The 20,376-nt window shown below is 66.5% G+C and carries 15 protein-coding genes; 1 reads left to right on the forward strand and 14 read right to left on the reverse strand.

The genetic code is table 11. The annotated features are described in order from the left end of the window. Positions 1 to 68: 68 nt before the first annotated feature. The 10 genes from JJJ16_RS06460 to glmS all read right to left on the reverse strand — a co-directional run bounded on the left by JJJ16_RS06460 (position 69) and on the right by glmS (position 11,791). A complete protein-coding gene (locus tag JJJ16_RS06460) occupies positions 69 to 812 on the reverse strand; it encodes a succinate dehydrogenase/fumarate reductase iron-sulfur subunit (protein WP_009648120.1) in 744 nt (247 codons plus the stop codon). Continuing rightward, positions 809 to 2,788, reverse strand: a complete 1,980-nt coding sequence (locus tag JJJ16_RS06465) for a fumarate reductase/succinate dehydrogenase flavoprotein subunit (RefSeq protein WP_219751815.1) — start codon at positions 2,786 to 2,788, stop codon at positions 809 to 811. Before JJJ16_RS06465 ends, JJJ16_RS06460 begins: the two co-directional genes overlap by 4 nt. A 16-nt stretch (positions 2,789 to 2,804) precedes the next feature. After that, a complete protein-coding gene (locus JJJ16_RS06470; protein ID WP_034466371.1) occupies positions 2,805 to 3,518 on the reverse strand; it encodes a succinate dehydrogenase cytochrome b subunit in 714 nt (237 codons plus the stop codon). Between the two features lie 231 nt (positions 3,519 to 3,749). Next, the gene (rimI, locus tag JJJ16_RS06475) at positions 3,750 to 4,199 is read right to left on the reverse strand and encodes a ribosomal protein S18-alanine N-acetyltransferase (RefSeq protein WP_219751816.1); all 450 of its coding nucleotides are present in this window, start codon (positions 4,197 to 4,199) and stop codon (positions 3,750 to 3,752) included. Further along, positions 4,196 to 4,891 (reverse strand): tRNA (adenosine(37)-N6)-threonylcarbamoyltransferase complex dimerization subunit type 1 TsaB, encoded by a 696-nt coding sequence (gene tsaB / locus JJJ16_RS06480; RefSeq protein ID WP_219751817.1) that lies wholly within the window; start codon positions 4,889 to 4,891, stop codon positions 4,196 to 4,198. The genes rimI and tsaB overlap by 4 nt, the downstream gene beginning before the upstream one ends. Positions 4,892 to 4,900: 9 nt before the next feature. Continuing rightward, the gene (gene tsaE, locus JJJ16_RS06485) at positions 4,901 to 5,473 is read right to left on the reverse strand and encodes a tRNA (adenosine(37)-N6)-threonylcarbamoyltransferase complex ATPase subunit type 1 TsaE (protein ID WP_219751818.1); all 573 of its coding nucleotides are present in this window, start codon (positions 5,471 to 5,473) and stop codon (positions 4,901 to 4,903) included. Beyond that, positions 5,470 to 6,738: an alanine racemase gene (alr, locus tag JJJ16_RS06490; protein ID WP_219751819.1), complete on the reverse strand. Its 1,269-nt coding sequence runs from the start codon at positions 6,736 to 6,738 to the stop codon at positions 5,470 to 5,472. Before alr ends, tsaE begins: the two co-directional genes overlap by 4 nt. Positions 6,739 to 6,809: 71 nt before the next feature. Then, entirely contained in the window at positions 6,810 to 8,591 is a 1,782-nt protein-coding gene (locus JJJ16_RS06495) for a bifunctional ADP-dependent NAD(P)H-hydrate dehydratase/NAD(P)H-hydrate epimerase (RefSeq protein ID WP_219751820.1), read from the reverse strand. Positions 8,592 to 8,660: 69 nt separating this feature from the next. Further along, entirely contained in the window at positions 8,661 to 9,560 is a 900-nt protein-coding gene (locus tag JJJ16_RS06500; protein WP_219751821.1) for a GRP family sugar transporter, read from the reverse strand. Positions 9,561 to 9,877: 317 nt separating this feature from the next. After that, entirely contained in the window at positions 9,878 to 11,791 is a 1,914-nt protein-coding gene (gene glmS, locus JJJ16_RS06505; RefSeq protein ID WP_219751822.1) for a glutamine--fructose-6-phosphate transaminase (isomerizing), read from the reverse strand. An 89-nt stretch (positions 11,792 to 11,880) separates the two neighbouring features. Here glmS and coaA point away from each other — a divergent pair, with 89 nt between their 5' ends. Then, positions 11,881 to 12,921, forward strand: coding sequence for a type I pantothenate kinase (gene coaA / locus JJJ16_RS06510; RefSeq protein WP_219751823.1), 1,041 nt, complete (start codon positions 11,881 to 11,883; stop codon positions 12,919 to 12,921). 81 nt (positions 12,922 to 13,002) lie between these two features. On the opposite strand, the gene JJJ16_RS06515 is transcribed toward coaA, so the two are convergent. From JJJ16_RS06515 to JJJ16_RS06530, 4 genes are all read right to left on the reverse strand, one after another. Then, positions 13,003 to 16,749 (reverse strand): cadherin-like beta sandwich domain-containing protein, encoded by a 3,747-nt coding sequence (locus JJJ16_RS06515; RefSeq protein WP_219751824.1) that lies wholly within the window; start codon positions 16,747 to 16,749, stop codon positions 13,003 to 13,005. Between the two features lie 159 nt (positions 16,750 to 16,908). Continuing rightward, complete coding sequence (locus tag JJJ16_RS06520; RefSeq protein ID WP_219751825.1) at positions 16,909 to 17,838, reverse strand: carbohydrate ABC transporter permease; 930 nt, start codon at positions 17,836 to 17,838, stop codon at positions 16,909 to 16,911. Next, positions 17,835 to 18,746 (reverse strand): carbohydrate ABC transporter permease, encoded by a 912-nt coding sequence (locus JJJ16_RS06525; protein WP_219751826.1) that lies wholly within the window; start codon positions 18,744 to 18,746, stop codon positions 17,835 to 17,837. Before JJJ16_RS06525 ends, JJJ16_RS06520 begins: the two co-directional genes overlap by 4 nt. Before the next feature lie 106 nt (positions 18,747 to 18,852). After that, a complete protein-coding gene (locus JJJ16_RS06530; protein WP_048775956.1) occupies positions 18,853 to 20,265 on the reverse strand; it encodes an extracellular solute-binding protein in 1,413 nt (470 codons plus the stop codon). Between the last annotated feature and the right edge of the window lie 111 nt (positions 20,266 to 20,376).

Here is a 20,376-nt window from a genome sequence, read left to right on the forward strand (position 1 = left end):
GCTCCTCACAAACACGGGAGGGCCCGGCGCGTGCGCGCCGGGCCCTCCGCGAGGCCATTCCAGCCGAATCAGACGCCCTTGAAGGCAGCCTTGCCGAGCTGGCGGTTGAGGTTTGCGATCACGTCGAGCGGGATCTGCTTGGGGCAGACCGCAGCACACTCGCCAATGTTCGAGCAGGAGCCGAAGCCCTCCTCGTCCATCTGGTTGAGCATGTTAACGACACGCTTGTAGTTCTCGGGCTTGCCCTGCGGGAGCAGGCCGAGGTGCGTGACCTTCGCCGAAGTGAAGAGCATCGCGGAGGCGTTCGGGCAGGCAGCCACGCACGCACCACAGCCGATGCACGCGGCGGCCTCGAACGCGCGATCCGCGTCCTGCTTCGGGACCGGGGTCGCGTGCGCGTCGGGGGCTGCACCCGTGTTCACGGAAATGTAGCCACCGGCCTGGATGATGCGATCCAGGGCGCTGCGGTTGACCACGAGGTCCTTGATGATCGGGAAGCCCGATGCGCGCCACGGCTCGATCGTGATGACGTCACCATCGTTGAAGGAACGCATGTGCAGCTGGCAGGTCGTGGTGACCTCCGGGCCGTGAGCGATACCGTTGATGACGATGCCACACTGACCGCAGATGCCCTCGCGGCAGTCGGAGTCGAAGGCGATGGGTTCCTCGCCGCGTGCGAAGAGCTCTTCGTTCAGGACGTCGAGCATCTCCAGGAACGAGGACTCTTCCGAGATTCCCTTCACCTGGTATTCATGAATTGCGCCCTTGTCTTCGGGACCGTTTTGGCGCCAGATCCTCAGTGTCAGGTTCACTTGTAGCTCCGCTGCTTCAGCTCGATGTCGTTGTAAATCAGGTCTTCCTTGTGGAGGATCGGGGGCTCGCCTTCGCCAGCGTATTCCCAAGCCGCCACGTACAGGAACTTGTCGTCGTGACGCAGGGCCTCGCCCTCGGGAGTCTGGGACTCCGCGCGGAAGTGGCCGCCACACGACTCTTCGCGGTGCAGCGCGTCGATGCACATGAGCTCGCCCAGCTCCATGAAGTCGGCGACGCGGCCGGCCTTCTCGAGGGACTGGTTGAGTTCACCGATCGACTTGCCGGGAACGCGAACGTTCTTCCAGTAGTCGGCGCGCAGCTCGCGGATCATACCGATGGCCTTCTTGAGGCCTTCCTCGGTACGCTCCATGCCGCAGTACTCCCACATGATCTTGCCCAGCTCCTTGTGGAACGAGTCCACGGAGCGGGTGCCGTTGATCGACATGAGGGTGTCGATACGGCCCTGAGCCGACTCGAGAGCTTCCTTCACCGAAGGCGAGTTCTCGTCCAGCTTGGGCAGGTGGAAGCAGTGCGCCAGGTAGTCGTTGATCGTGTTGGGCAGGACGAAGTAGCCGTCCGACAGGCCCTGCATGAGCGCCGAGGCACCCAGGCGGTTAGCGCCGTGATCGGAGAAGTTCGCCTCGCCGGCCACGTACAGACCGGGCAGGTTCGACTCAAGGTCGTAGTCAACCCACAGGCCACCCATGGTGTAGTGGACGGCCGGGTAGATGCGCATCGGCACCTCGTAGGGGTTATCGCCCGTGATGCGCTCGTACATGTCGAAGAGGTTGCCGTACTTGGCGGACACAGCGGCCAGGCCCATACGGTTGATCGCTTCGGAGAAGTCGAGGTACACGCCGCGGGCGACACCATCGATCTTCGGGCCGACGCCGCGGCCCTCGTCGCACATGTTCTTGGCCTGGCGCGACGCGATGTCGCGGGGCACGAGGTTACCGAACGAGGGGTAGATGCGCTCCAGGTAGTAGTCGCGATCCTCTTCGGGGATCTCGCGCGGGTCCTTCTCGCAGTCCTCAGCGCGCTTGGGAACCCAGATGCGGCCGTCGTTACGCAGCGACTCCGACATGAGGGTCAGCTTCGACTGCTGGTCGCCGTGCTGGGGGATGCACGTGGGGTGGATCTGCGTGAAGCAGGGGTTGCCGAAGTAGGCGCCCTTGCGGTACGCACGCCAGATGGCGGTCGCGTTGCAGCCCATCGCGTTGGTGGACAGGAAGAACACGTTGCCGTAGCCGCCGGTGGCGAGGACGACCGCGTCGGCGATGAAGGTCTCGAGCTTGCCGGTGGACATGTCGCGGGCGACGATTCCGCGGGCCTTGCCCTCGTCGACGATGAGCTCGACCATCTCGTGGCGGGCGTATTCCTTGACGGTGCCAGCCGCGACCTGACGCTCGAGCGCCTGGTAGGCGCCGATCAGCAGCTGCTGACCCGTCTGGCCACGCGCGTAGAACGTACGGGACACCTGCACGCCACCGAAGGAGCGGTTGTCGAGGAGGCCGCCGTACTCGCGGGCGAAGGGGACGCCCTGCGCGACGCACTGGTCGATGATGTTGGCGCTGACCTCGGCGAGGCGGTAGACGTTGTCCTCGCGAGCGCGGTAGTCGCCGCCCTTGACCGTGTCGTAGAAGAGACGGTAGACGGAGTCGTTGTCGTTGCGGTAGTTCTTCGCGGCGTTGATACCACCCTGCGCGGCGATGGAGTGCGCGCGGCGGGCGGAGTCCTGGTAGAAGAAGCAGTCGACGTTGTAGCCCATTTCGCCGAGCGAGGCGGCGGCAGCGCCGCCCGCGAGGCCGGAGCCGACGATGATGACGCGCAGCTTACGGCGGTTGGCGGGGTTGACCAGCGCGGCGCTGAACTTACGCTGCTCCCAGCGCTGCGCGATCGGGACGTCGTGGGGGGCCTTCGTGTCGGCGATCTTCTCGCCTTCACGGTAGAGGCCGTGGATGAGTGTATCGGTCATGATTGCGTGCCCTTCCTCAGTGGATCAAGCCGGTGACGATGGCGACGGGCGGGGCCATGAACATCACGAAGATGACCAGACCGACCAGGCCCGAGAGGAGAACCAGCGGCTTGCGGGTCGCGTTACGCACCCAACCGAGCGACTGGAACATGGACCAGAAGCCGTGGGAGACGTGGATGCAGGCGCAGCCGACGAACACGGCGTAGAGGATCACCAGGACCGGCGACTGGAAGGAAGCAACCATACGGGCGTAGGGCGTGGTGACGTCAGCGCCGAAGTTCGCGACCTTCGCGGGCAGGCTCACGGTGGTGAAGTGAGCGATGTGGAAGATCAGGATCAGCAGGATGAGAACACCGCTCATACGCATGGTGCGAGCCGCGTAGGAGTCCGAGACGGACTTCTTGACGACGTAGCGGGTGGAGCGAGCGCGACGCGAACGCTTCCAGGTGTAGGCGGCGGCCCACAGGTGGATGATGAGCATCAGCACCATGGCGGCGCGGAAGACCCAGATGAATCCGCCGTGCGGGAAGATCGGCACGAAAGCCTCTTCATGCAGCCAGTGCGCGTAGTCGTTGTAGACCTCCGCGCCCAGGAACATCTTGAGGTTGCCGTAGGAGTGGAACAGCAAGAAGAAAACGAAAACGAAGCCCGAGACGGCCATCAGCTGCTTAATAAAGACGCTGGTGGTCCACGCGCGGCGCTTCTTCGTTGCGACATTTTGAGTGGCCATGACATGAGCATATCGACGCTTTTCGTCCGCTTCGTAGGACCATGGCACGAGGCCGCCCGCGAAGGATCTCGACACGGTGTCATTTTCGGCCATTTTCCGCGGTTATCTCGGGCAGCTTGAGCCGCTATCGCAAGGAAAACACGTAGGACCATTGACCCCGCAGACGGGGGTAAAAAGACACGAATTTTGATACACCGACCATACCTATTTGGTGGCGGTCGTCGCATCGTCTCAGATCAGGGGCGCCCTCATCTCGACGGCCTCTTCGACGGGGTTGCGGAAGTAGCGCGGACGGCGCCCGATTTCAACGAAACCTCGGGACTCGTACAGGCCAATCGCTCCCTTGTTGGAGGGGCGCACGTCAAGGAAGATCTCGCGCGCTCCGGCCTCGCGTGACCAGTCCAGGAGGGCCTCCAGGATGGCCGCGCCGATGCCTCGCCCCCGCGCGTGAGCGCGCACGCCGATGGTCATGACGTCGGCCTGGTCTCCACCGACCTTGACTCCGCCGTATCCGACGACATCGCCGGACTCATCCGTGGCGATCCAATAGCGCGAGGCCGGGGAGGAAAGCTCCTCAGCGATCATGTAGGGGGTCCAGGGGTCCTCGGCGAACACCTCGGCCTCGAGGGCGGCGAAGAGTTCGAGGTCTCCCGGGTCCGCGACGCGCAGCGTGGCGTTCACAGGCGCGCGGTGGGCTGGCCCTGAATGTCGGGGCGGCGCAGGTACAGGGGATCGGTGCGGAGGCGATCGTCTTCGCCGCGCGACAGGCGCGTGGCGACGATGCGGCTCATGACGGCGGGATCGAGGCTCACCTGGGGTCCGAGGTCAACGTGCGCGAGCGCGTCGGCACTGTGCGCGGGGATCGGCGCTCCCGCGACGACGAGGCCGGGGGCGGTCCGCATGGCACCCAGCAGTGTAGAAACATCCCCCACCTCGAGGCGCCCCTCGAGGGTGACGTCGTCGGGCCCGGCGGACACGTACGAACCCCAGTAGAGTTCGCGGCGACGCGCGTCGGCGATCGCGTAGACGCGGGTGTCGGGAGGCAGACGGTCGAGGCCCTGACGGGCGATGACGTCGAGGGCTGACACGCCGTAGGCGGGCACGCCGGCGACCGAGGCGAGGACGCGGGCGGAGACGAGGCCTGCGCGCAGCCCGGTGAAGGGGGCGGGGCCGGTGCCCACGAGGACTCGATCAATGCCGGCGTCGGCGAGCTGCGCGGGCAGACCTGCTGCCGCGAGCGCCTCGCGCACGAGCGGGGTGATGGATTCGGCGTGGTGACGTCCAGAATCGTTCTGGGCGCGGCCGATGACGCGGCCGTCATCGATGATGGCGACGGTGGTGGCCGCTTGGGTGTCTAGGGCTATCTCTCGCACGGTGTGATCCTACTCGTCGGTGTCAGCCTCGTCGATGCGGGTCCCGCCGTGGGCGGCGACGACGCCGTCAAGGACCCCATCCCAGCGGTGCCCGTGGGCGTGCAGGACAATGACGCGCGTGCCATCGTCCATGTTCTCCAGGTCGATGATGTCCCCGTCGTGGGCTGCCTCGCCGCCCGAGGCTCGGCGCACCTCGATGGAGAGACGTTCGTCGCTCATGGCCTCGGTCTTGCCTTCGCCCCATTCGACGACGGTGACGGCCTCATCGAGGGAGGAGTCGAGGTCGAGGGTCTCGAGGTCGTTCAGGTCGGTGATGCGGTAGGCGTCCGCGTGGATGAGGTCGGGGCCGCCGCTCAGAGAGGGGTGCACGCGGGCAACGATGAACGTCGGGGATGCGACGCGTCCGCGCACGCCCATGCCGACGCCGATGCCCTGGGTGAGGGTGGTCTTGCCCGCGCCGAGGCCCCCGGAGAGCATGAGGAGGTCTCCGGCCGCGAGGATGCGGCCAAGGTCTTCACCGAACGCGCGCGTCTGGTCGGCGTCACGCGTCGACACCTCGTAGGAGGCGATGGGCTGGGTCATGAGTTGCTCCCGAAGGTCGCGGCGACGCCATCCCGGTAGATGCGGGGGATGTGTGCGCCGAGGTGGGTGACGATTTCGTAGTTGATGGTACCGGCTGCCTGAGCCCAGTCGTCGGCCAAGGCCTCGCCGCCGGCGCCTGAGCCGAAGAGGGTGGCGATGTCGCCGGGGGCGGCGGGGGCTTGCCCGCTGCGCGCCGTCGGCGTTCCGGGGCTTCCCTCGGCTGGCCCGAGGTCGACCATAAACTGGTCCATGCACACGCGTCCGACGATGGGCGCGTTGAAGGGGCCGGAGGCGGTGTGGACGACGACGCGCGCCTTGTTCGAAACAGCGCGCAGGATGCCGTCGCCGTAGCCGAGGGGGACGAGGCCGATCCAGCGGCGCGTGGGCGCGACCCAGGTTCCACCGTACGAGGCCGGGGTCCCCTCTTCGATGACCTTGACGGAGGTGAGGGGCGCGCGCAGCTCGAGGGCCGGGATGAGGCCAAGCTCCTCGGACGCGGCCACCGCGGGGTCGGGGCTCAGCCCGTACAGGCCGATGCCGGCGCGCACCATGTCGTAGTGAGCCTCGGGGTGCCACAGGATGCCCGACGTGGCGGACAGGTGTCGGATACGCGGCGTGACGCCCGCGTCGGCGAGGATCGCCAGGCCCTCCTCGAAAATACGCACGTGGCTCGCGGTCGAGGCGTTTCCCGCCTCGCTGAGGTCGTCGGCGCGGGACATGTGGCTCCAGGCACCCACGACATCGACGAGGCCGTCGTCGGCGGCCATGCGCAGGGCCGAGGCCAGGGCGGGCAGGTCGGCGAGCGTGGAGCCCGCGCGGGACATGCCGGTGTCGATCTTGACGTGGACGCGCGCGGGCCGGCCGGCCTCTCGGGCGGCGGCGCAGATGTCGGCGAGCACCCACGTCCACGACACGGACAGGTCGATGTCGGCCTCGATCGCGGCCGCGAAGTCGGAGGAGGAGGTGGAGATCCACGCAAGAATGGGCGCGTCGGCTCGGGCGACCCCGGCCTCGTCGAGGCCGCGGCGCAGCGTGAAGGCCTCGGCCAGCTGGGCGACACCCAGCCAGTCGGCGCCACCGTCCAGAGCAGCACGGGCGACCGGGAGGAGGCCGTGCCCGTAGGCGTTCGCCTTGACGGTCGCGAGCTGGAGCGCGCCGGGGGCGGCTGCGCGCAGGACGCCCAGGTTGTGACGGATCGCGGCAAGGTCGACGGCCGCGGATGACGGGTAATCCCGTCCTTCGACTCGTTCGTCTGTGGAAATCACGCCTCTAGTATCTCACGGTGCGCGCCGCCCGCCCCTGCGTTCGTCGGCGGCACGGGAGAGGCAGGCAAACGTCACGCCGTGGGTTGAGACAGGACCTTACCGATCGCGGCCGCAATGTCGGAGGCCTGGATGGGCGCGAATCCACCGGCGGCCTCGGCGGCGACCTGAGCAGCGCGCCCGTGAACGCACACCGCCGCTGCCAGGCGTCCCGGGGTGACACGCTGGGGCTGCCCATCGGGGCCCGCCACGGCGTCTCCGGCCTCTACCGGGCGCGCGAGGACGCCTGCGAGGAATCCGGCGAGCACATCCCCGTTGCCGGCGACGCCCGCCCAGGAGGTCGTCACCTGGCCGACAGTCGGGGTGTAGGAGCGCACGAGACGGCCCTGCGGCAGCGCATCCACGTCGGGCCACGCCTCCGCGGCGTTGAGGGCGCGCTGGAAAGCTTCCTGCACCTCCGTGTCCACGTATTCGAAGGAGTACACGATCGTGACGGGCCCTTTGAGAATCACGTGACAGCCGGTCGCCTCGTGGAGCGCGCGGGCGTAGCGCAGAGGAGAGGCAGCAACCTCGGCCCGCGTCACCGGAGTGCCGAGGCGTCCCAGGAGGCGCGCGGCCTCGCCGTAGTGCGGGGTGAGGACGGTGGCGTCGGGCTTGATGGAACTCGCCAGTTCGGGGACGAGGTCGAGGGCCCACGCGTCGATGACGAGGGGCATGCCCGATTGCCCGCAGAATTGCGCGAGTTCGAGCGCATCCTCGCGCCGATCCTCGTCGAGGCCGGGGCCGATGAGGGCGGACTGGATGCGCCCGCCGACGGTGACGATGCCGGGCTGGTCGGCGAGCACAAGGTCCTGGACGCGCCTGGTGGAGTTCAGGCGAACCATGCCCACGCCCGCGGCCAGTGCGCCGCGCGCGGCGAGGAGGCCAGCTCCCGGGTAGGTATCGGATCCGGCGACGAGGCCGACGACGCCGCGCGCGTACTTGTCGTCGGAGAAAGCGGGGACGGGGACGACCTCGCGGGCGGAGAAGGCCTCGTCGACGACGTAGAGATCATCCGCGCCGATCGCGCCGTTAGCACCCTCTCTCCTGCCGACGCCAGCGCTGTCCCAGTCCATCGTCACGAGGCTGATGTCCCCGGTGAACTCGACGGCGGGAGGCAGGACCTGCGCACGCTTGTAGGTGCCGACCGCGAGCGTGTGGGTGGCGCGCAGGATCGGGCCCGTGATCGCGCCGTCGTCGTCGGTCAGGCCAGAGGGGACGTCGATCGCGATGACGGGGCGCGGCTTGATGGCGGAGAGCCCATTGAGGAGCTCCACGGATTCCGCGAGCGCGCCCGTGAGCGGGCCGTGGGCACCGGTTCCCACGATGCCATCGATCCAGGCGTGCGCGAGGAACACTTCGGACCACGCGGGCGTGTTTTCGATGGAGTGCAGCGACTGGCCGTCGAGGTCGATGATGCGCACGCCCGCTTCCTGGGCAGCGGCGAGGGCGCGGCGGTGGCAGCGCTTCTTCAGGAGGTAGGCGGTCGCTCCGATTCCTCCGCGCGCGAGGATCGCGCAGGCGTAGAGGGCGTCCCCGCCGTTGTCTCCGCCTCCAACGAAGGCGGTGACACGGCTGGCGATCCAGTCGACCCCTTCATCAGCGCCGCATTCCTCAGCATCCACGCCCGGTTCACTGTCCTCGGCGTTCCAGCTCACGGGTAGGTCCGCGCAGCGCACGACCGCGGCCGCGACCTCGCCCGCGACGTCGAGCATGTAGCGGTCCGGATCACCCTCGGAAACCGCCTGGTCAACGCACTTTTTCTCCAGTTCCCGCGCGTCGGCGAAGGACAGGGCAGCTCCATCAATCGTGAACATGGGCCATATTCTTTCACACCGCGCACGCCCGGGGTGGCCGCTTGGGCGAGGACGATGCCGTCACGTCACTTAGGCAACATCGAGGGTCTTGGCGACGCCCGCCAGGACCGCGCCCACGATGACGAGGGCGACGCCAATGATGGTCCAGCGCAGCTCCTTGCGCGAGCGCGTCTCGTGAAGCCACAGAATGCCCAGCGGCGTGGAAATCAGAATTCCCAGCTGCGAGAGGGTGAAACCCGTGCCCGCACCCAGCTTGTTGGAGTTGAGCTGGAGCAGCAGGATGGCGGTCCCCCACAGGACGCCATTGAAAATCGAGGGGAACATGCGGCGGTGACGCAGCGAGTCCTCGGGGGCCACACCGCCACGGCCCTGGATCGCGAAGAAGATCGCGCAGTAGACGGTGTAGCCGACCGCCTGGGGCAGGAGGAACTCGGCGGGCTGAATCTCAAAGAACTTGATGATGAGCGGGAAGGCGACGAGGCCCAGCGTCGAGGTCGTCAGCAGGAAGGCGCCGCGCTTCCAGTCGAGGGAAGCAGCGTCGGAGCCGGACTCGGAGCGCGACAGGAACCAGATGCCGACGATGAGGACGGCGATGGCGGCGAGGCCGTAGGGCAGCGCGCCGCCGTGGAGCCACTCGCCGAAGATCGCGATGCCCGCCAGAGACATGAGGACCAGCTGGCCGCCGGTGGACAGGGGCATCGTGCGGCTCATGCCCAGGACCGAGTAGGAGCGCAGCTGATCGCACACGCCGACGCCGAGGAGCAGGCCGGTCAGGAAGGAGACGCCCAGGTTCAGCGGCGTCCACGCGGGGTGCATGAAAGGTGTGGCGACGGCGGCCATGAGCAGGCCGCCGAGGACGGCACCCATGACTCGCTGGCGGTCTGATCCGCCGGTCTTTCCCATCAGCGTCGTGGCGACGCCGAAGAAGACAGAGGGCAGGATTCCGATAAGGATCATGGACAGGGTCATGTGCGCACCTCCTGGGGTGGTCGCGGCCGTCGTGTCACGAGGCCGATGCTTACTTGCGTTGTTGGGTGCGGCGCGCTCGGCGCCACCTCTTCCACGCTACTAGCCCCCTCCCCCACCCTCGCACGCTCGATCACCGTTTTGGCTAGTGTTTCACAGCGTTTTCATGAACGCATTCACGCTGCGCGGACCATTCAATGGCGCAGCACACCTGGACAGGTTTCCATCTGACAGAGCGTCACGAACGCGGCACGGGCCTCGTCCCGAATGAGGAACGAGGCCCGTTAACGCTCACGGGGCACCAGCCCCGCGCCGGTGGATCACTCCACCGTCACGGACTTGGCGAGGTTACGCGGCTGGTCGACGTCGAGGCCCTTCACGGCGGCGAGCTCGCAGGCGAAGATCTGCAGCGGCACGACGGTCAGGAGCGGCGCGTACAGGGTCGGCACGGCGGGCACGCGGAAGACGACCTCGGCGAACTCGTCCACGGAGGAGTCCCCCTCCTCGGCGATGATGATCGTGCGGGCACCGCGGGCGCGGACCTCGGCGATGTTGGCCAGCACCTTGCCGTGCAGCTCGGGGCGGCGCGGGGTCGGCACGATGACGATGACCGGCTGGCCCTCGTCCACGAGCGCGATCGGGCCGTGCTTGAGCTCGCCGGCGGCGAAGCCCTCGGCGTGGATGTAGCAGATTTCCTTGAGCTTGAGCGCACCCTCGAGGGCGACGGGGAAGCCGACGTGGCGGCCCAGGTAGATGACCGAGGTCGCATCCTGCATCGTGCGGGCGAACTGGCGCACGCTCTCGCCGTTTTCCAGGACGCGGGAGATCGCGGCAGGGATGGTCGCGAGCTTGTCCATGTAGTCGGCGATCTCGTCGGCGTACTTGTTGCCGCGCACCTGCGCCAGGTACAGGCCCAGGATGTAGCAGGCGGTGACCTGCGCGGTGAACGCCTTCGTGGAGGCGACCGCAATCTCAGGGCCGGCGTGCGTGAGGATCACCGCGTCGGACTCGCGCGAGATCGTCGAGCCCGGCGTGTTGACGATAGCGACGACCTTCGCGCCCTGCTCGCGGGCGTGACGGATCGCCTGGATCGTGTCCATGGTCTCGCCGCTCTGGGAGATGGCGACGACCAGGGTCTTCTCGCCGACAACCGGGTCGCGGTAGCGGAACTCGCTGGAGAGCTCGACCTCGACGGGGATGCGGCACCAGTGCTCGATCGCGTAGCGGGCGACCTGTCCGGCATAGGAGGCGGTGCCGCAGCCGATCATGATGACCTTGTCGACGGAGCGCAGGACGTGTTCGGGGATGCGCACCTCGTCCAGGGCCAGGCGGCCGTGGGAGTCGATGCGGTCGGCCAGGGTGGCGCCCACGGCGTCCGGCTGCTCGTGGATCTCCTTCTCCATGAAGGTCGGCCAGCCGTTCTTCGTGGCGCGGTCGGAGGAGAAGTCGACCTCGTACGCCTCGCGCTCGACGGGGTTACCCGCGGGGTCAATGACGGTCACGCCGGTCGCCGAGACGACCACGACCTCATCCTGGTCGACCTCGACGGCGCGGTTGGTGTGCTCGACGAAGGCCAGGACGTCGGAGCCCAGGAAGTTCTCCCCATCCCCCAGGCCGATGACCAGCGGGGAGGAGCGGCGGGCCGCGACGATGACGTTCGGGGACTGGGTGCTCAGCACCAGCAGGGTGAAGGTGCCGTGGAGCTGGGCGGTGACGGCGCGCATGGCGACGACCAGTCGGCGCGCCACCTCCTCGTCGGCGCCGGTCAGTCCGGCGACCGCCCCCTGGTACGAGGCCGCCTCGGCCTGGTCGTAGGCGCGTGCCAGCAGGTGGACGACCACCTCGGTGTCGGTCTCGGAGGCGAAGGTCTCGCCGTCGGCGATGAGGGCGGCGCGCAGGGCGTCCGCGTTTTCGATGATGCCGTTGTGGACGAGGGCGAAGCGCCCGTCCGGGCTGGTATGGGGGTGGGCGTTCGCGACCGTCGGGCGACCGTGGGTCGCCCAGCGGGTGTGTCCGATGCCCGCAAACGCGTCGGCCGGAGGCTGCGCGTCGAGCTCTTCGGAGAGGTTGACAAGCTTGCCGAGCGCGCGACGCACGTCGAGGCGATCCGGGGACGCCAGGGCAATACCCGCCGAGTCGTACCCGCGATATTCGAGGCGCGCCAGGCCGCCGAGGACAACCTCGCGACTACGCTGGGACGCCTTGCATGCAATATGTCCAACAATTCCGCACATGTCCCCCATTCCAACACACCAAACCCCTCTTGCGGTCAATAACGTGTGTCGCTTCACGTGGTGAACTAAGTGCGCATGACCACAAACAAGTGGTGCACAATGGGAGCGTGAGCATCACCGAGAGCCCCTCGCCCATCCCATCCCCGGCCTCGTCGAGTGCCTCGTCTGACGAGCAGAACGAGGCCGCCGTGCGCAACGCCCCCAACCCCTACGTGCGCTTCGACCGCCGCGAGTGGGACCGCCTCGCCGATCGCACTCCCCTGCCCCTCACGCAGGAGGACATCGACCGCATCGCCTCTTTGGGCGACCCCATCGACATGACCGAGGTCGACGCGATTTACCGCCCTCTGAGCGCGCTGCTGCAGCTCTACATCGACGGGCGCCGCCGCACCGCCGCCGAACGGCACGCCTTCCTCGGAGAGCCCGAAGGACACTCGACTCCCTTCGTCATCGGCATCGCCGGCTCGGTCGCCGTCGGCAAGTCGACGGTCGCGCGCCTCCTCCAGCTGCTGCTCTCCCGTTGGGATTCCACCCCGCGCGTGGACCTGGTGACGACCGACGGCTTCCTCTACCCGAACCGGATCCTGCACGAACGCTCCCTCATCGCCCGCAAGGGATTCCCGGAGTCCTACGACCGCTCGGCCCTCATCTCGTTCCTGGCCTCGGTGAAGGCCGGCAACCCCCACGCGAAGGCCCCCGTGTACTCGCACGTCACCTACGACATCGTGCCCGACGCCTACATCGACGTGGATCGCCCCGACATCCTCATCGTCGAGGGCCTCAACGTGCTCCAGCCACCGCGCTCGGCACCCGGTTCCATCTCGGTGGCCGTCTCGGACTACTTCGACTTTTCCATCTACGTCGACGCCGACGAAAAGCTCATCGAGCAGTGGTACGTCGACCGCTTCCTCAAGCTGCGCGCGACCGCGTTCTCCCGCGAAGACTCCTACTTCAAGACCTACGCATCCCTCACCGACGACGAGGCCGCATCGACCGCCCACGTCGTCTGGAACGCGATCAACCTGCCGAACCTGCGCGAGAACATCCGACCCACCCGCAAGCGCGCGACCCTCATCTTCACGAAGGGCCCCGACCACCGCGTCGAGTCCCTGTCAATCCGCAAGGACTAACCCCGCCCCGCTCGTAGCGCACGCGAACGAGGCCGCAGCCGGAAAATCCGGCCACGGCCTCGTCTCACGTGGAGCTAACGGTTAGCCGATCCACGCGCCCGAGGGCGCGAAGTGGTACCAGGACCAACCGATGAGTTCCCAACCGGTGGCCATGGAGCCGTTAGAGCGCAGGTAGAACCAGACGGGTCCTTCCTGGTACCAGCCGGTGGTCATCGCACCGTTGGCGCCCAGGTGGTACCACGTGCCGCCGAGGAGCTGCCAGCCGGTGACCATGGAGCCGGAGGGCGACAGGTAGTACCAGGCGCCGCCATCCTTGACCCAACCGGTGCGCATGACGCCGGAGGAGGACAGGTAGAACCAGGTTCCATCGATCTGGGCCCAGCCGGTCGCCATCTGCCCGGTCGTGGGATCGAGGTAGTACCAGGAGCCACGGTCCATGATCCAGCCGTACTGCTGGGCGCCGCTGGAACCGTGGAAGTACCAGTGTCCACCGTCGTAGACCCAGCCCATCTTCAGGTAGCCGCTCGCGTCGAAGCGGTAGGTCTGCCCGTCGATGACGAGGGTCTCGTTGGCCGCGTAGGTGCCGTCAGAGTAGCTGTACCACCAGCCGAAGTAGCCGGACTTCCACTGGCCGGTACGAGGCTGGGGCGCGGGATCCGGGGTCGGAGCCGGGGTCGGGTCCACGGTCGGCTCGGGAGCCGGGGTGGGATCGACGGTCGGCTCGGGAGCCGGGGTCGGGTCCACGGTGGGCTGCGGGTCCGGGGTGGGCTGCGGATCGGGCGTCGGCTGCGGATCCGGGGTGGGGGTCGGATCCTCGATCGTCACCCAGTACAGGAAGCGCGAATCGCCGCCACCAACAGCGTGGAGCACGACCTGCGAGGTCTCGCCCTCGCCGAGTTCGACTTCCTGCGTCGTCTTGTCGGCCGGGTTGACGAGCATCAGGTGCGCGTTCGCGCTCGGCTTCTTGACGGTCAGGGTGATGTCCTGAGCGGTCTCGGCCAGCGAGCCGTTGTCGGTACGCGGGTCGAGGAGGTAGGACGGGTAGTGCGTCTGGCCGGTCAGCGCGTTGACGACCATGAAGCCCTTGGGGGCCGTCGTGGAGTCGCCGAAGATCTCGGCGGACTTGGCGGTCTCCAAGCCCTTCAGCTGCTCGAAGTAGCCGACGACGACGTCGCCGGGCAGGCCGTCGTTGACGGAGCCGACGTTGGTCACGGACATGTCAACCAGGCCGACGGCCTCGTTGGCGGCCTTGGCCTCGTCGCCGGAGGCGAAGTCACCGTACTTGTAGCCACTCAGCGAGGGAGCCTCGCCGCGAGCCGCGTACTGGCCGGGCTTGTAGGCGACGAACGTGGAGTTCATGGCCTTCGTGTAGTTACCGATGTAGGTGACGTTGCCGAAGATGTTGGAGAACTCGTAGAACGAACGCGTGGGCGCACCGTCGTGGTCGATGATCGAGGAGCGGTCGTAGCCGTTGTACTCCATGCGGAACAGGCCGAACCACTTCTGGCCGGTCGCCAGGCCCAGGGAGGGCACGATCGACTTTTCGGAGGCGGACACGTTGGCGTCCCAGTTGTAGTCCAGGTACTGGCCGTACAGGATCGGGCTGGAGCCGTCACCGGTGAGGCCCTTGAGGCCGTATTCGCGCTGCTTCTTCCAGGTGTTGGTGTTGAGCAGGTCCATGACGACTCGGCTCGGAGCCGGGCCACCGTTGGCGCCCCAGTAGTACTTGTCCCAGCTGAGCAGGTCGGGCTTGGCGTTCTCGACGTAGTAGCTCAGGTTGGTGTCGCGGTACCAGGAGGGGTCGTCCCAGGAGTTGGCGTGGACGACGGCGCCGGGGATGTTCTGCTTGGACCAGGAGAACCAGTTCTTGAAGCACTCCGACTCGACGCGGTTGAATCCGCCCTCATCGCCGTACTGAATGTCGACCAGCGTGGACGCGTAGGGCTTCATGTACTCATTCATGAAGTCATGCGGATCACCCGCGTTGCACATGCTGTTCTTGCCGTTGGGGGCCTTGGCGAGAGCCCACGGCGCGCCCTTGCCCAGGGACTCCATCATGGGGGTGTTGAACATGGGCAGGTCGTAGAACATGGGGAATGCGCCGCCCGTGAGGTCGCGCTCGTTGGCGTCGAAGCCGCCGCGGCCGTAGCCCTCAGAGGGAACCCACGCGGGCATCATGACGCCGTACTGCAGCGCGAGGGCCTGGGCGCGGTTGACGCCCCACTTGCCGTCACCGGGGTTGAAGCCGGAGTAGCGCTCGTACATGGAGTTGTCGACAGCGGGAGCGACGGGGGTCTTGCCGGCGGGCAGGCCCCACACCTCGACGTCGTTGAAGGTCACCGCGGTGGCGATGTTCTGCGGGGTCTGGGGCTCGGTCTCGTCGTTCATCCAGATGCGGATGTTCTTGGCGAGGTGATAGGCGTTGAAGTCCCAGTACCACAGGCCGCGCGCGTCGCGCGTGAGCGAGCCGTGGGTGACGATGGTCTTCCATTCGCCGCCGTCGGCCTCCTGAACGGCGATGGCCACGGAGTTACCACCGTGCCATCCCTGGACGCCGGCGGGCAGGGTCGGGGTGCCCCAGCCGTTGACGCGGTGCACGTAGCGAGCCTCGCCCAGGTGCAGCTCGATGCCGGTGACGCTGCTCGACCATTCATTCGCACGAACGAGCGGATCGGAGGTCCACGTCGTTGTCGGGTCGAGGTCGGTCAGGGCCGCGTTGTCGGCCTCGGTGCCGCCGTTCGCCTGAGCGGTCGCGGGGATCATCACGTTGCCGCGGAAGTCGGTGTCCACCTTGGTGATGTTGACGACGTAGGTCGCCTCCTTGCCGTCCTTGGTCACGGTGGCGGTGATGACGTTCAGGCCGGTGGTGAGGTCGAGGTTGGACACGCGCCCATCGGCATCCGGGGTCGCGCCGTTGATGGTGACGGTGGCACCGTCGACCGCGCGGATACGGGCCGAGACGGTCTTCGCGTGGTAGTAGCCGGTGGCCGTGTAGGTGTGCGTGCCGGGGGCAAAGTCAACGGGCTTGCCGGGCTCGCCGTAGGGCAGCTGGTCGATGACGAAGTCAACGACGAGGTCGGACGCGCCCGATCCCTGCTCGGGGGCATCGGGGTGGGGCACGACGGGGCGGGTTGCTTCGTGGTTGCCGCCGGTGTCCTCATTGCCGTAGGAGGTGATGGCGTTACCGTCGGCATCGCAGGGCAGGAGCTTGATGTCGGACAGCGCCATGTCCTTCTTGCCGGGGGCGAGGGAGCGCAGGCCGGTCAGAGCGAAGACGCGCTTCGTGGTCGCCGGGAAGGTGACGTACTGTTCCTTGTTTCCGAACTGAAGGTCGCTTCCGTGCTTGACCTCGGTGCCGCCTTCCCACTTTCCCGCGGCGACGTTGGTCTTCCAGTCGGCGAAGGAGGCTTCGGCGGCGGGGTTACCGGGATCCTCGTCGAAGGCAAACACGCGGTATTCGCCGGGGAACTGGTCGTTGCCCAGGGTCGAATCGTAGGTGGGGCGCGGGGTCAGGCCGAGGCCGCAGACCTTGGTGCCGGGCGTAGGGTTCTCGACGGCGAGGGCGTGCGGGTATTCGTCGAGGCCGCCCTTCCACTTGGTGGTCCAGAAGGTCTTGGTCGCGTCGGTACGGGTCGTGTCGTCGTCGACGAGGGCTGCGATCGTGCCGTTGGGGGCGCTTTCACCGACCTTCTCTTCGGAGGTCGCCCACAGGACGGTCGGGTGATACGGGGTTTCGGCGGCGGCGACGGCCGCGGCGGGTGCGAGGCCAAGCATGGTGGCCGCAAGAATCGGGGCTCCGAGTGCACCGATGATGGGTCTAGTCCCCATGAGTTTAACTCCTTCGTCAGTATGGGGGTGGTGGCTGGGATCGGCCGTTAGACGGCCACAAATCCACAATACCTAACACGTGTTAGTTATTTGTGAAAAAACCTCCTTTTAGGTAGAGAAGATCCCCGCGGGCGCGAGGGGCACCCGCGGGGATGAGGATCAGAACTTCAGACCGCCGTCTTCGATGCCGCGGAAGAAGAACTTCTGGCTGAAGGCGAAGACCAGCACGACGGGGATCATCGCCACGACGGCGCCGGCCAGCACGAGCTGGTAGGTGACGCCCTGGGGCGAGTTCTGGATGGCCGTCAGCGTCAGCATCAGCGTCTGCTTATTCGGGTCCGGCAGCATGAGCAGCGGGAAGATGAAGTCGGACCAGGCCCCGATAAAGGACGTGAGGCCGACGACCGTCAGGGTACCGCGCACCTGGGGCAGGAAGATCGACCAGAAGCGACGCAGTTCGCCCGCGCCGTCGATCAGGGCAGCGTCCTCGATCTCGTCGGGGATGCCCATGAACGCGGCGCGCATCATGAGGATCTGGAACGGGCCGATCATGGCCACCATCCACACGCCGGGGAGCGTGTTGTACAGGTCCAGCTGCACCATCATCTTGAACAGCGAGAGCATGATCGACTCGAAGGGGAAGATCATGGCGGACAGGACCACGAAGTACATGATGTTGCGCCCGGTCCACCCGCGCCTCGACAGCATGTACCCGCCGATGCACGACAGGACGACGTTCGAGGTGACAGTCAGGGCCGCAAGAATCGCGGAGTTCTTGATGGACAGCAGGATGTTGGTCCGCTCGAAGAGGACGTAGAAGGAGTCCAGCGACCACTGCTGTGGCAGCATGGTCGCGCCCTGACCGAAGACGGATTCACCGGGGGCCTTGAAGGCCGCCATAAGGGGCAGCACGAGGGGGCCGACCAGGATGAGGGCGACGACGACGAGGAGAGCGTAGCGGGCGATGAGGGCGCCGCCGCGCATCTGACGCGAGGCAACGTTGCGCCCCTGGCGCTCGAGTCGGCGCTCCTTGCGCCACTGGGCGAAGCGCTCACCAAAGGTCGCGGCGCTCGAAGTTGCGGTACTCATGAGTCTTCAGCCTTCCTCTGCAGGCTCTGCGAAGCAATGATGAAGCCGAAGGTGATGAGGAACAGGCAGACCGAGGCGGCATCGCCCTGTCCCAGAGATCCGAAGGTCGGGTCGACGATTCGGTCTCGGATGTACATCGTGAGGGTCTTCGTGGGCGAGGCGGAGCCACCCAGCAGGTAGACCTCGGTGAAGATCTTGAGGCAGCCAATCGTCGTCAGGGTGGCGACGAGGAACATCATGACCTTGACGCCCGGAACGGTGACGGTCAGGAAGCGACGGATCGGTCCGGCGCCGTCTAGTTCGGCGGCCTCGTACAGCGACTTGTCGACGTTCGCGAGGGCCGACAAGTACAGGATCATGTAGTAGGGCAGGCCCTGCCACAGGGTGATGATCATGGCGCAGAAGAGGATTAGCCACTGATTCGACAGGAACGGCACGGGGTCCAGGCCCCAGGACGCCAGCATGTTGTTGATGGGTCCGCGCTGGTCGAGAAGGTAGCGCCACGCGAGCGAGATGACGACCAGCGAGGAGATGGCCGGCAGGTAGTAGAGGGCGCGGAAGAAGCCAATGCCGGGCACGTGCGACTTGACGAGGAGGGCCAGCAGCAGCGGCAGGAGCACCATGAGCGGGACGACGCAGACCGCGTAGATGAGGGAGTTCGTCAGCGACTGCCAGAACTCGGGATCCGACAGCACCGCGGTGTAGTTGTCGATGCCAACGAAGCGACCGATGCGTCCCATCGGCTTGGTCTTCGTGAACGACACATAGACGGTCGTGATGAAGGGGTAGATGTAGAAGGAGATGACCGCGAGGACCGGGAGGGTCACCCACAGCCAGGGAACCCAGCCCGGGCGGAATCGGGCGGCGCCATTGAGGGAGCGCGCCTGTGCGCTCTTACGTATCGGCATACCAAAGTCCTTTTTCAGGGGTGCGCGGGGTCGTGAGCCGGCGGCCCGACGCTGGGCGAGGAATGCGTCGGGGGCCGAGGCCAGGCCTCGGCCCCCGAGCGGTCAATCAGTCTCCGAGAGCCTTGAGCTTCTCGTTCATCTGATCCTGAGCGGTCTTGAGGGCGGTCTTGGGATCGACCTCACCGCGGATGGCCTTGTTGACGTTCTCAATGAGGGCGTCCTTCACGGCGCCGGTCGCGTAGAAGACGTCGGTGTAGGCCTCGGCGTCCTTGGCGGCCTTAGCGGCCTCCTCGTAGGCGGCCTTGAAGACCGGGTCGTCGGCGATCTCCGGCGGGTTGGCGACGAGCTTGTCGAGGGCGTCGGTGGCAGCCGGGAAGATGATGGCGCCGCCGTCGTGCGTCCAGGCGTACTCGTTCTCAGCGTTGGTGATCCACTCGGCGAACTTCATGGCCAGGGGGGCGTTCTGCGTGGTGACCGAGACGCCGATGTACTGGCCTTCGAAGACGGGCTTGATGCCGGGGTTGGTCGGGAACGGGCCGACGCCGGTGTTCTGGTAGACCGTCTCGTTGTTCTTCTTGACGGACTTGAGGAACGAGGCGTTGGGCGTACCGAAGGCGAGGTTGCCGTCGGTGTAGGCCTTGCCCGGGTCGGGCTCGCCGGTCAGGGAGTCCTTCGGGATGGCGCCGGAGGCGTAGAGCTCGGAGAGCTTGGTGACGTAGTTGATCGCAGCCTCGTTGTCGGCGAAGTCGAAGGCGGTCTTGTCGGCGTTGAGCAGGTTGACGCCCATGCCGTGCAGCTGAGCGATCATGTACCACTCGGGCGAGCCGTAGATGCCGTAGTCTCCCTGTCCGTCGGCACCGACCTTGGCGGCATCCTCGAACAGCTCATCCATGGTCTTGGGCGGCATGTTCTCGTCGAGACCAGCGCGCTTGAAGACCTCCTTGTTGTAGGTGGTGATGTAGGGGCCGAAGTACCAGGGCAGAGCCGTGTGGTGGTCGTTCGCGCCGAGGGCGGTGGAGTCCCAGATGGACTTCACGAACTTGTCACCGATGCCGGGGGCCTTGACGTCGTAGTCCATGAGGAGGTTGGACTTGGACAGGGCGAGGATGGTGGAAGAGGGAACGTTGATAACGTCCGCCATCTTGCAGTTCGAGGCCTGAGCGGTCACGGTCTGGTCGAACTCGGCGCCGCCGCCCTGGTCGGTCCAGTTGATCTTGACGCCGGGGTTGGCATCCTCGAATTCCTTGATCTTGGCCTTGAAGAAGTCGCCGAAGTCGTTCTGCAGACCCTGGGTCTGGAACGTGATCTCGCCTTCGACCTTCGAGGTGTCGATCTTCGAGTCGTCAAGGTTGCCCGCAGGGATGTCGCACGCGACATCGGGCTCGGGGATGGAACCGGCCGCGGTCGAACCGCCGCTCGAGCTGTCGGAGCTAGAGCCACCAGGGTTGCAGGCAGCCAGGCCGAGGGTGCTGAACATGGCGAGGGCGACAACGCCTGCAGCCATCTTCTTCTTCAACATGCGAAACCTCCATTGGTCCGTTCTTGTTGGTCGATCGATGGGATCGAGTCACTAACTATCTCGTGTTAGTTGATGTCTGAATCATAGCGGCCTGTGACGCTTCGCGCATCA

Source organism: Schaalia sp. ORNL0103 (genome assembly GCF_019429565.1).
Lineage (GTDB): Bacteria > Actinomycetota > Actinomycetes > Actinomycetales > Actinomycetaceae > Pauljensenia.

Bases quoted from the DNA above. Each gene is read 5' to 3' on its own strand.
- JJJ16_RS06515 (WP_219751824.1), bottom strand. From the start codon at position 16,749: ATGGGGACTAGACCCATCATCGGTGCACTCGGAGCCCCGATTCTTGCG.
- JJJ16_RS06500 (WP_219751821.1), bottom strand. From the start codon at position 9,560: ATGACCCTGTCCATGATCCTTATCGGAATCCTGCCCTCTGTCTTCTTC.
- JJJ16_RS06520 (WP_219751825.1), bottom strand. From the start codon at position 17,838: ATGAGTACCGCAACTTCGAGCGCCGCGACCTTTGGTGAGCGCTTCGCC.
- JJJ16_RS06530 (WP_048775956.1), bottom strand. From the start codon at position 20,265: ATGTTGAAGAAGAAGATGGCTGCAGGCGTTGTCGCCCTCGCCATGTTC.
- JJJ16_RS06470 (WP_034466371.1), bottom strand. From the start codon at position 3,518: ATGGCCACTCAAAATGTCGCAACGAAGAAGCGCCGCGCGTGGACCACC.
- JJJ16_RS06525 (WP_219751826.1), bottom strand. From the start codon at position 18,746: ATGCCGATACGTAAGAGCGCACAGGCGCGCTCCCTCAATGGCGCCGCC.
- JJJ16_RS06465 (WP_219751815.1), bottom strand. From the start codon at position 2,788: ATGACCGATACACTCATCCACGGCCTCTACCGTGAAGGCGAGAAGATC.
- tsaE (WP_219751818.1), bottom strand. From the start codon at position 5,473: ATGACCCAGCCCATCGCCTCCTACGAGGTGTCGACGCGTGACGCCGAC.
- glmS (WP_219751822.1), bottom strand. From the start codon at position 11,791: ATGTGCGGAATTGTTGGACATATTGCATGCAAGGCGTCCCAGCGTAGT.
- JJJ16_RS06495 (WP_219751820.1), bottom strand. From the start codon at position 8,591: ATGTTCACGATTGATGGAGCTGCCCTGTCCTTCGCCGACGCGCGGGAA.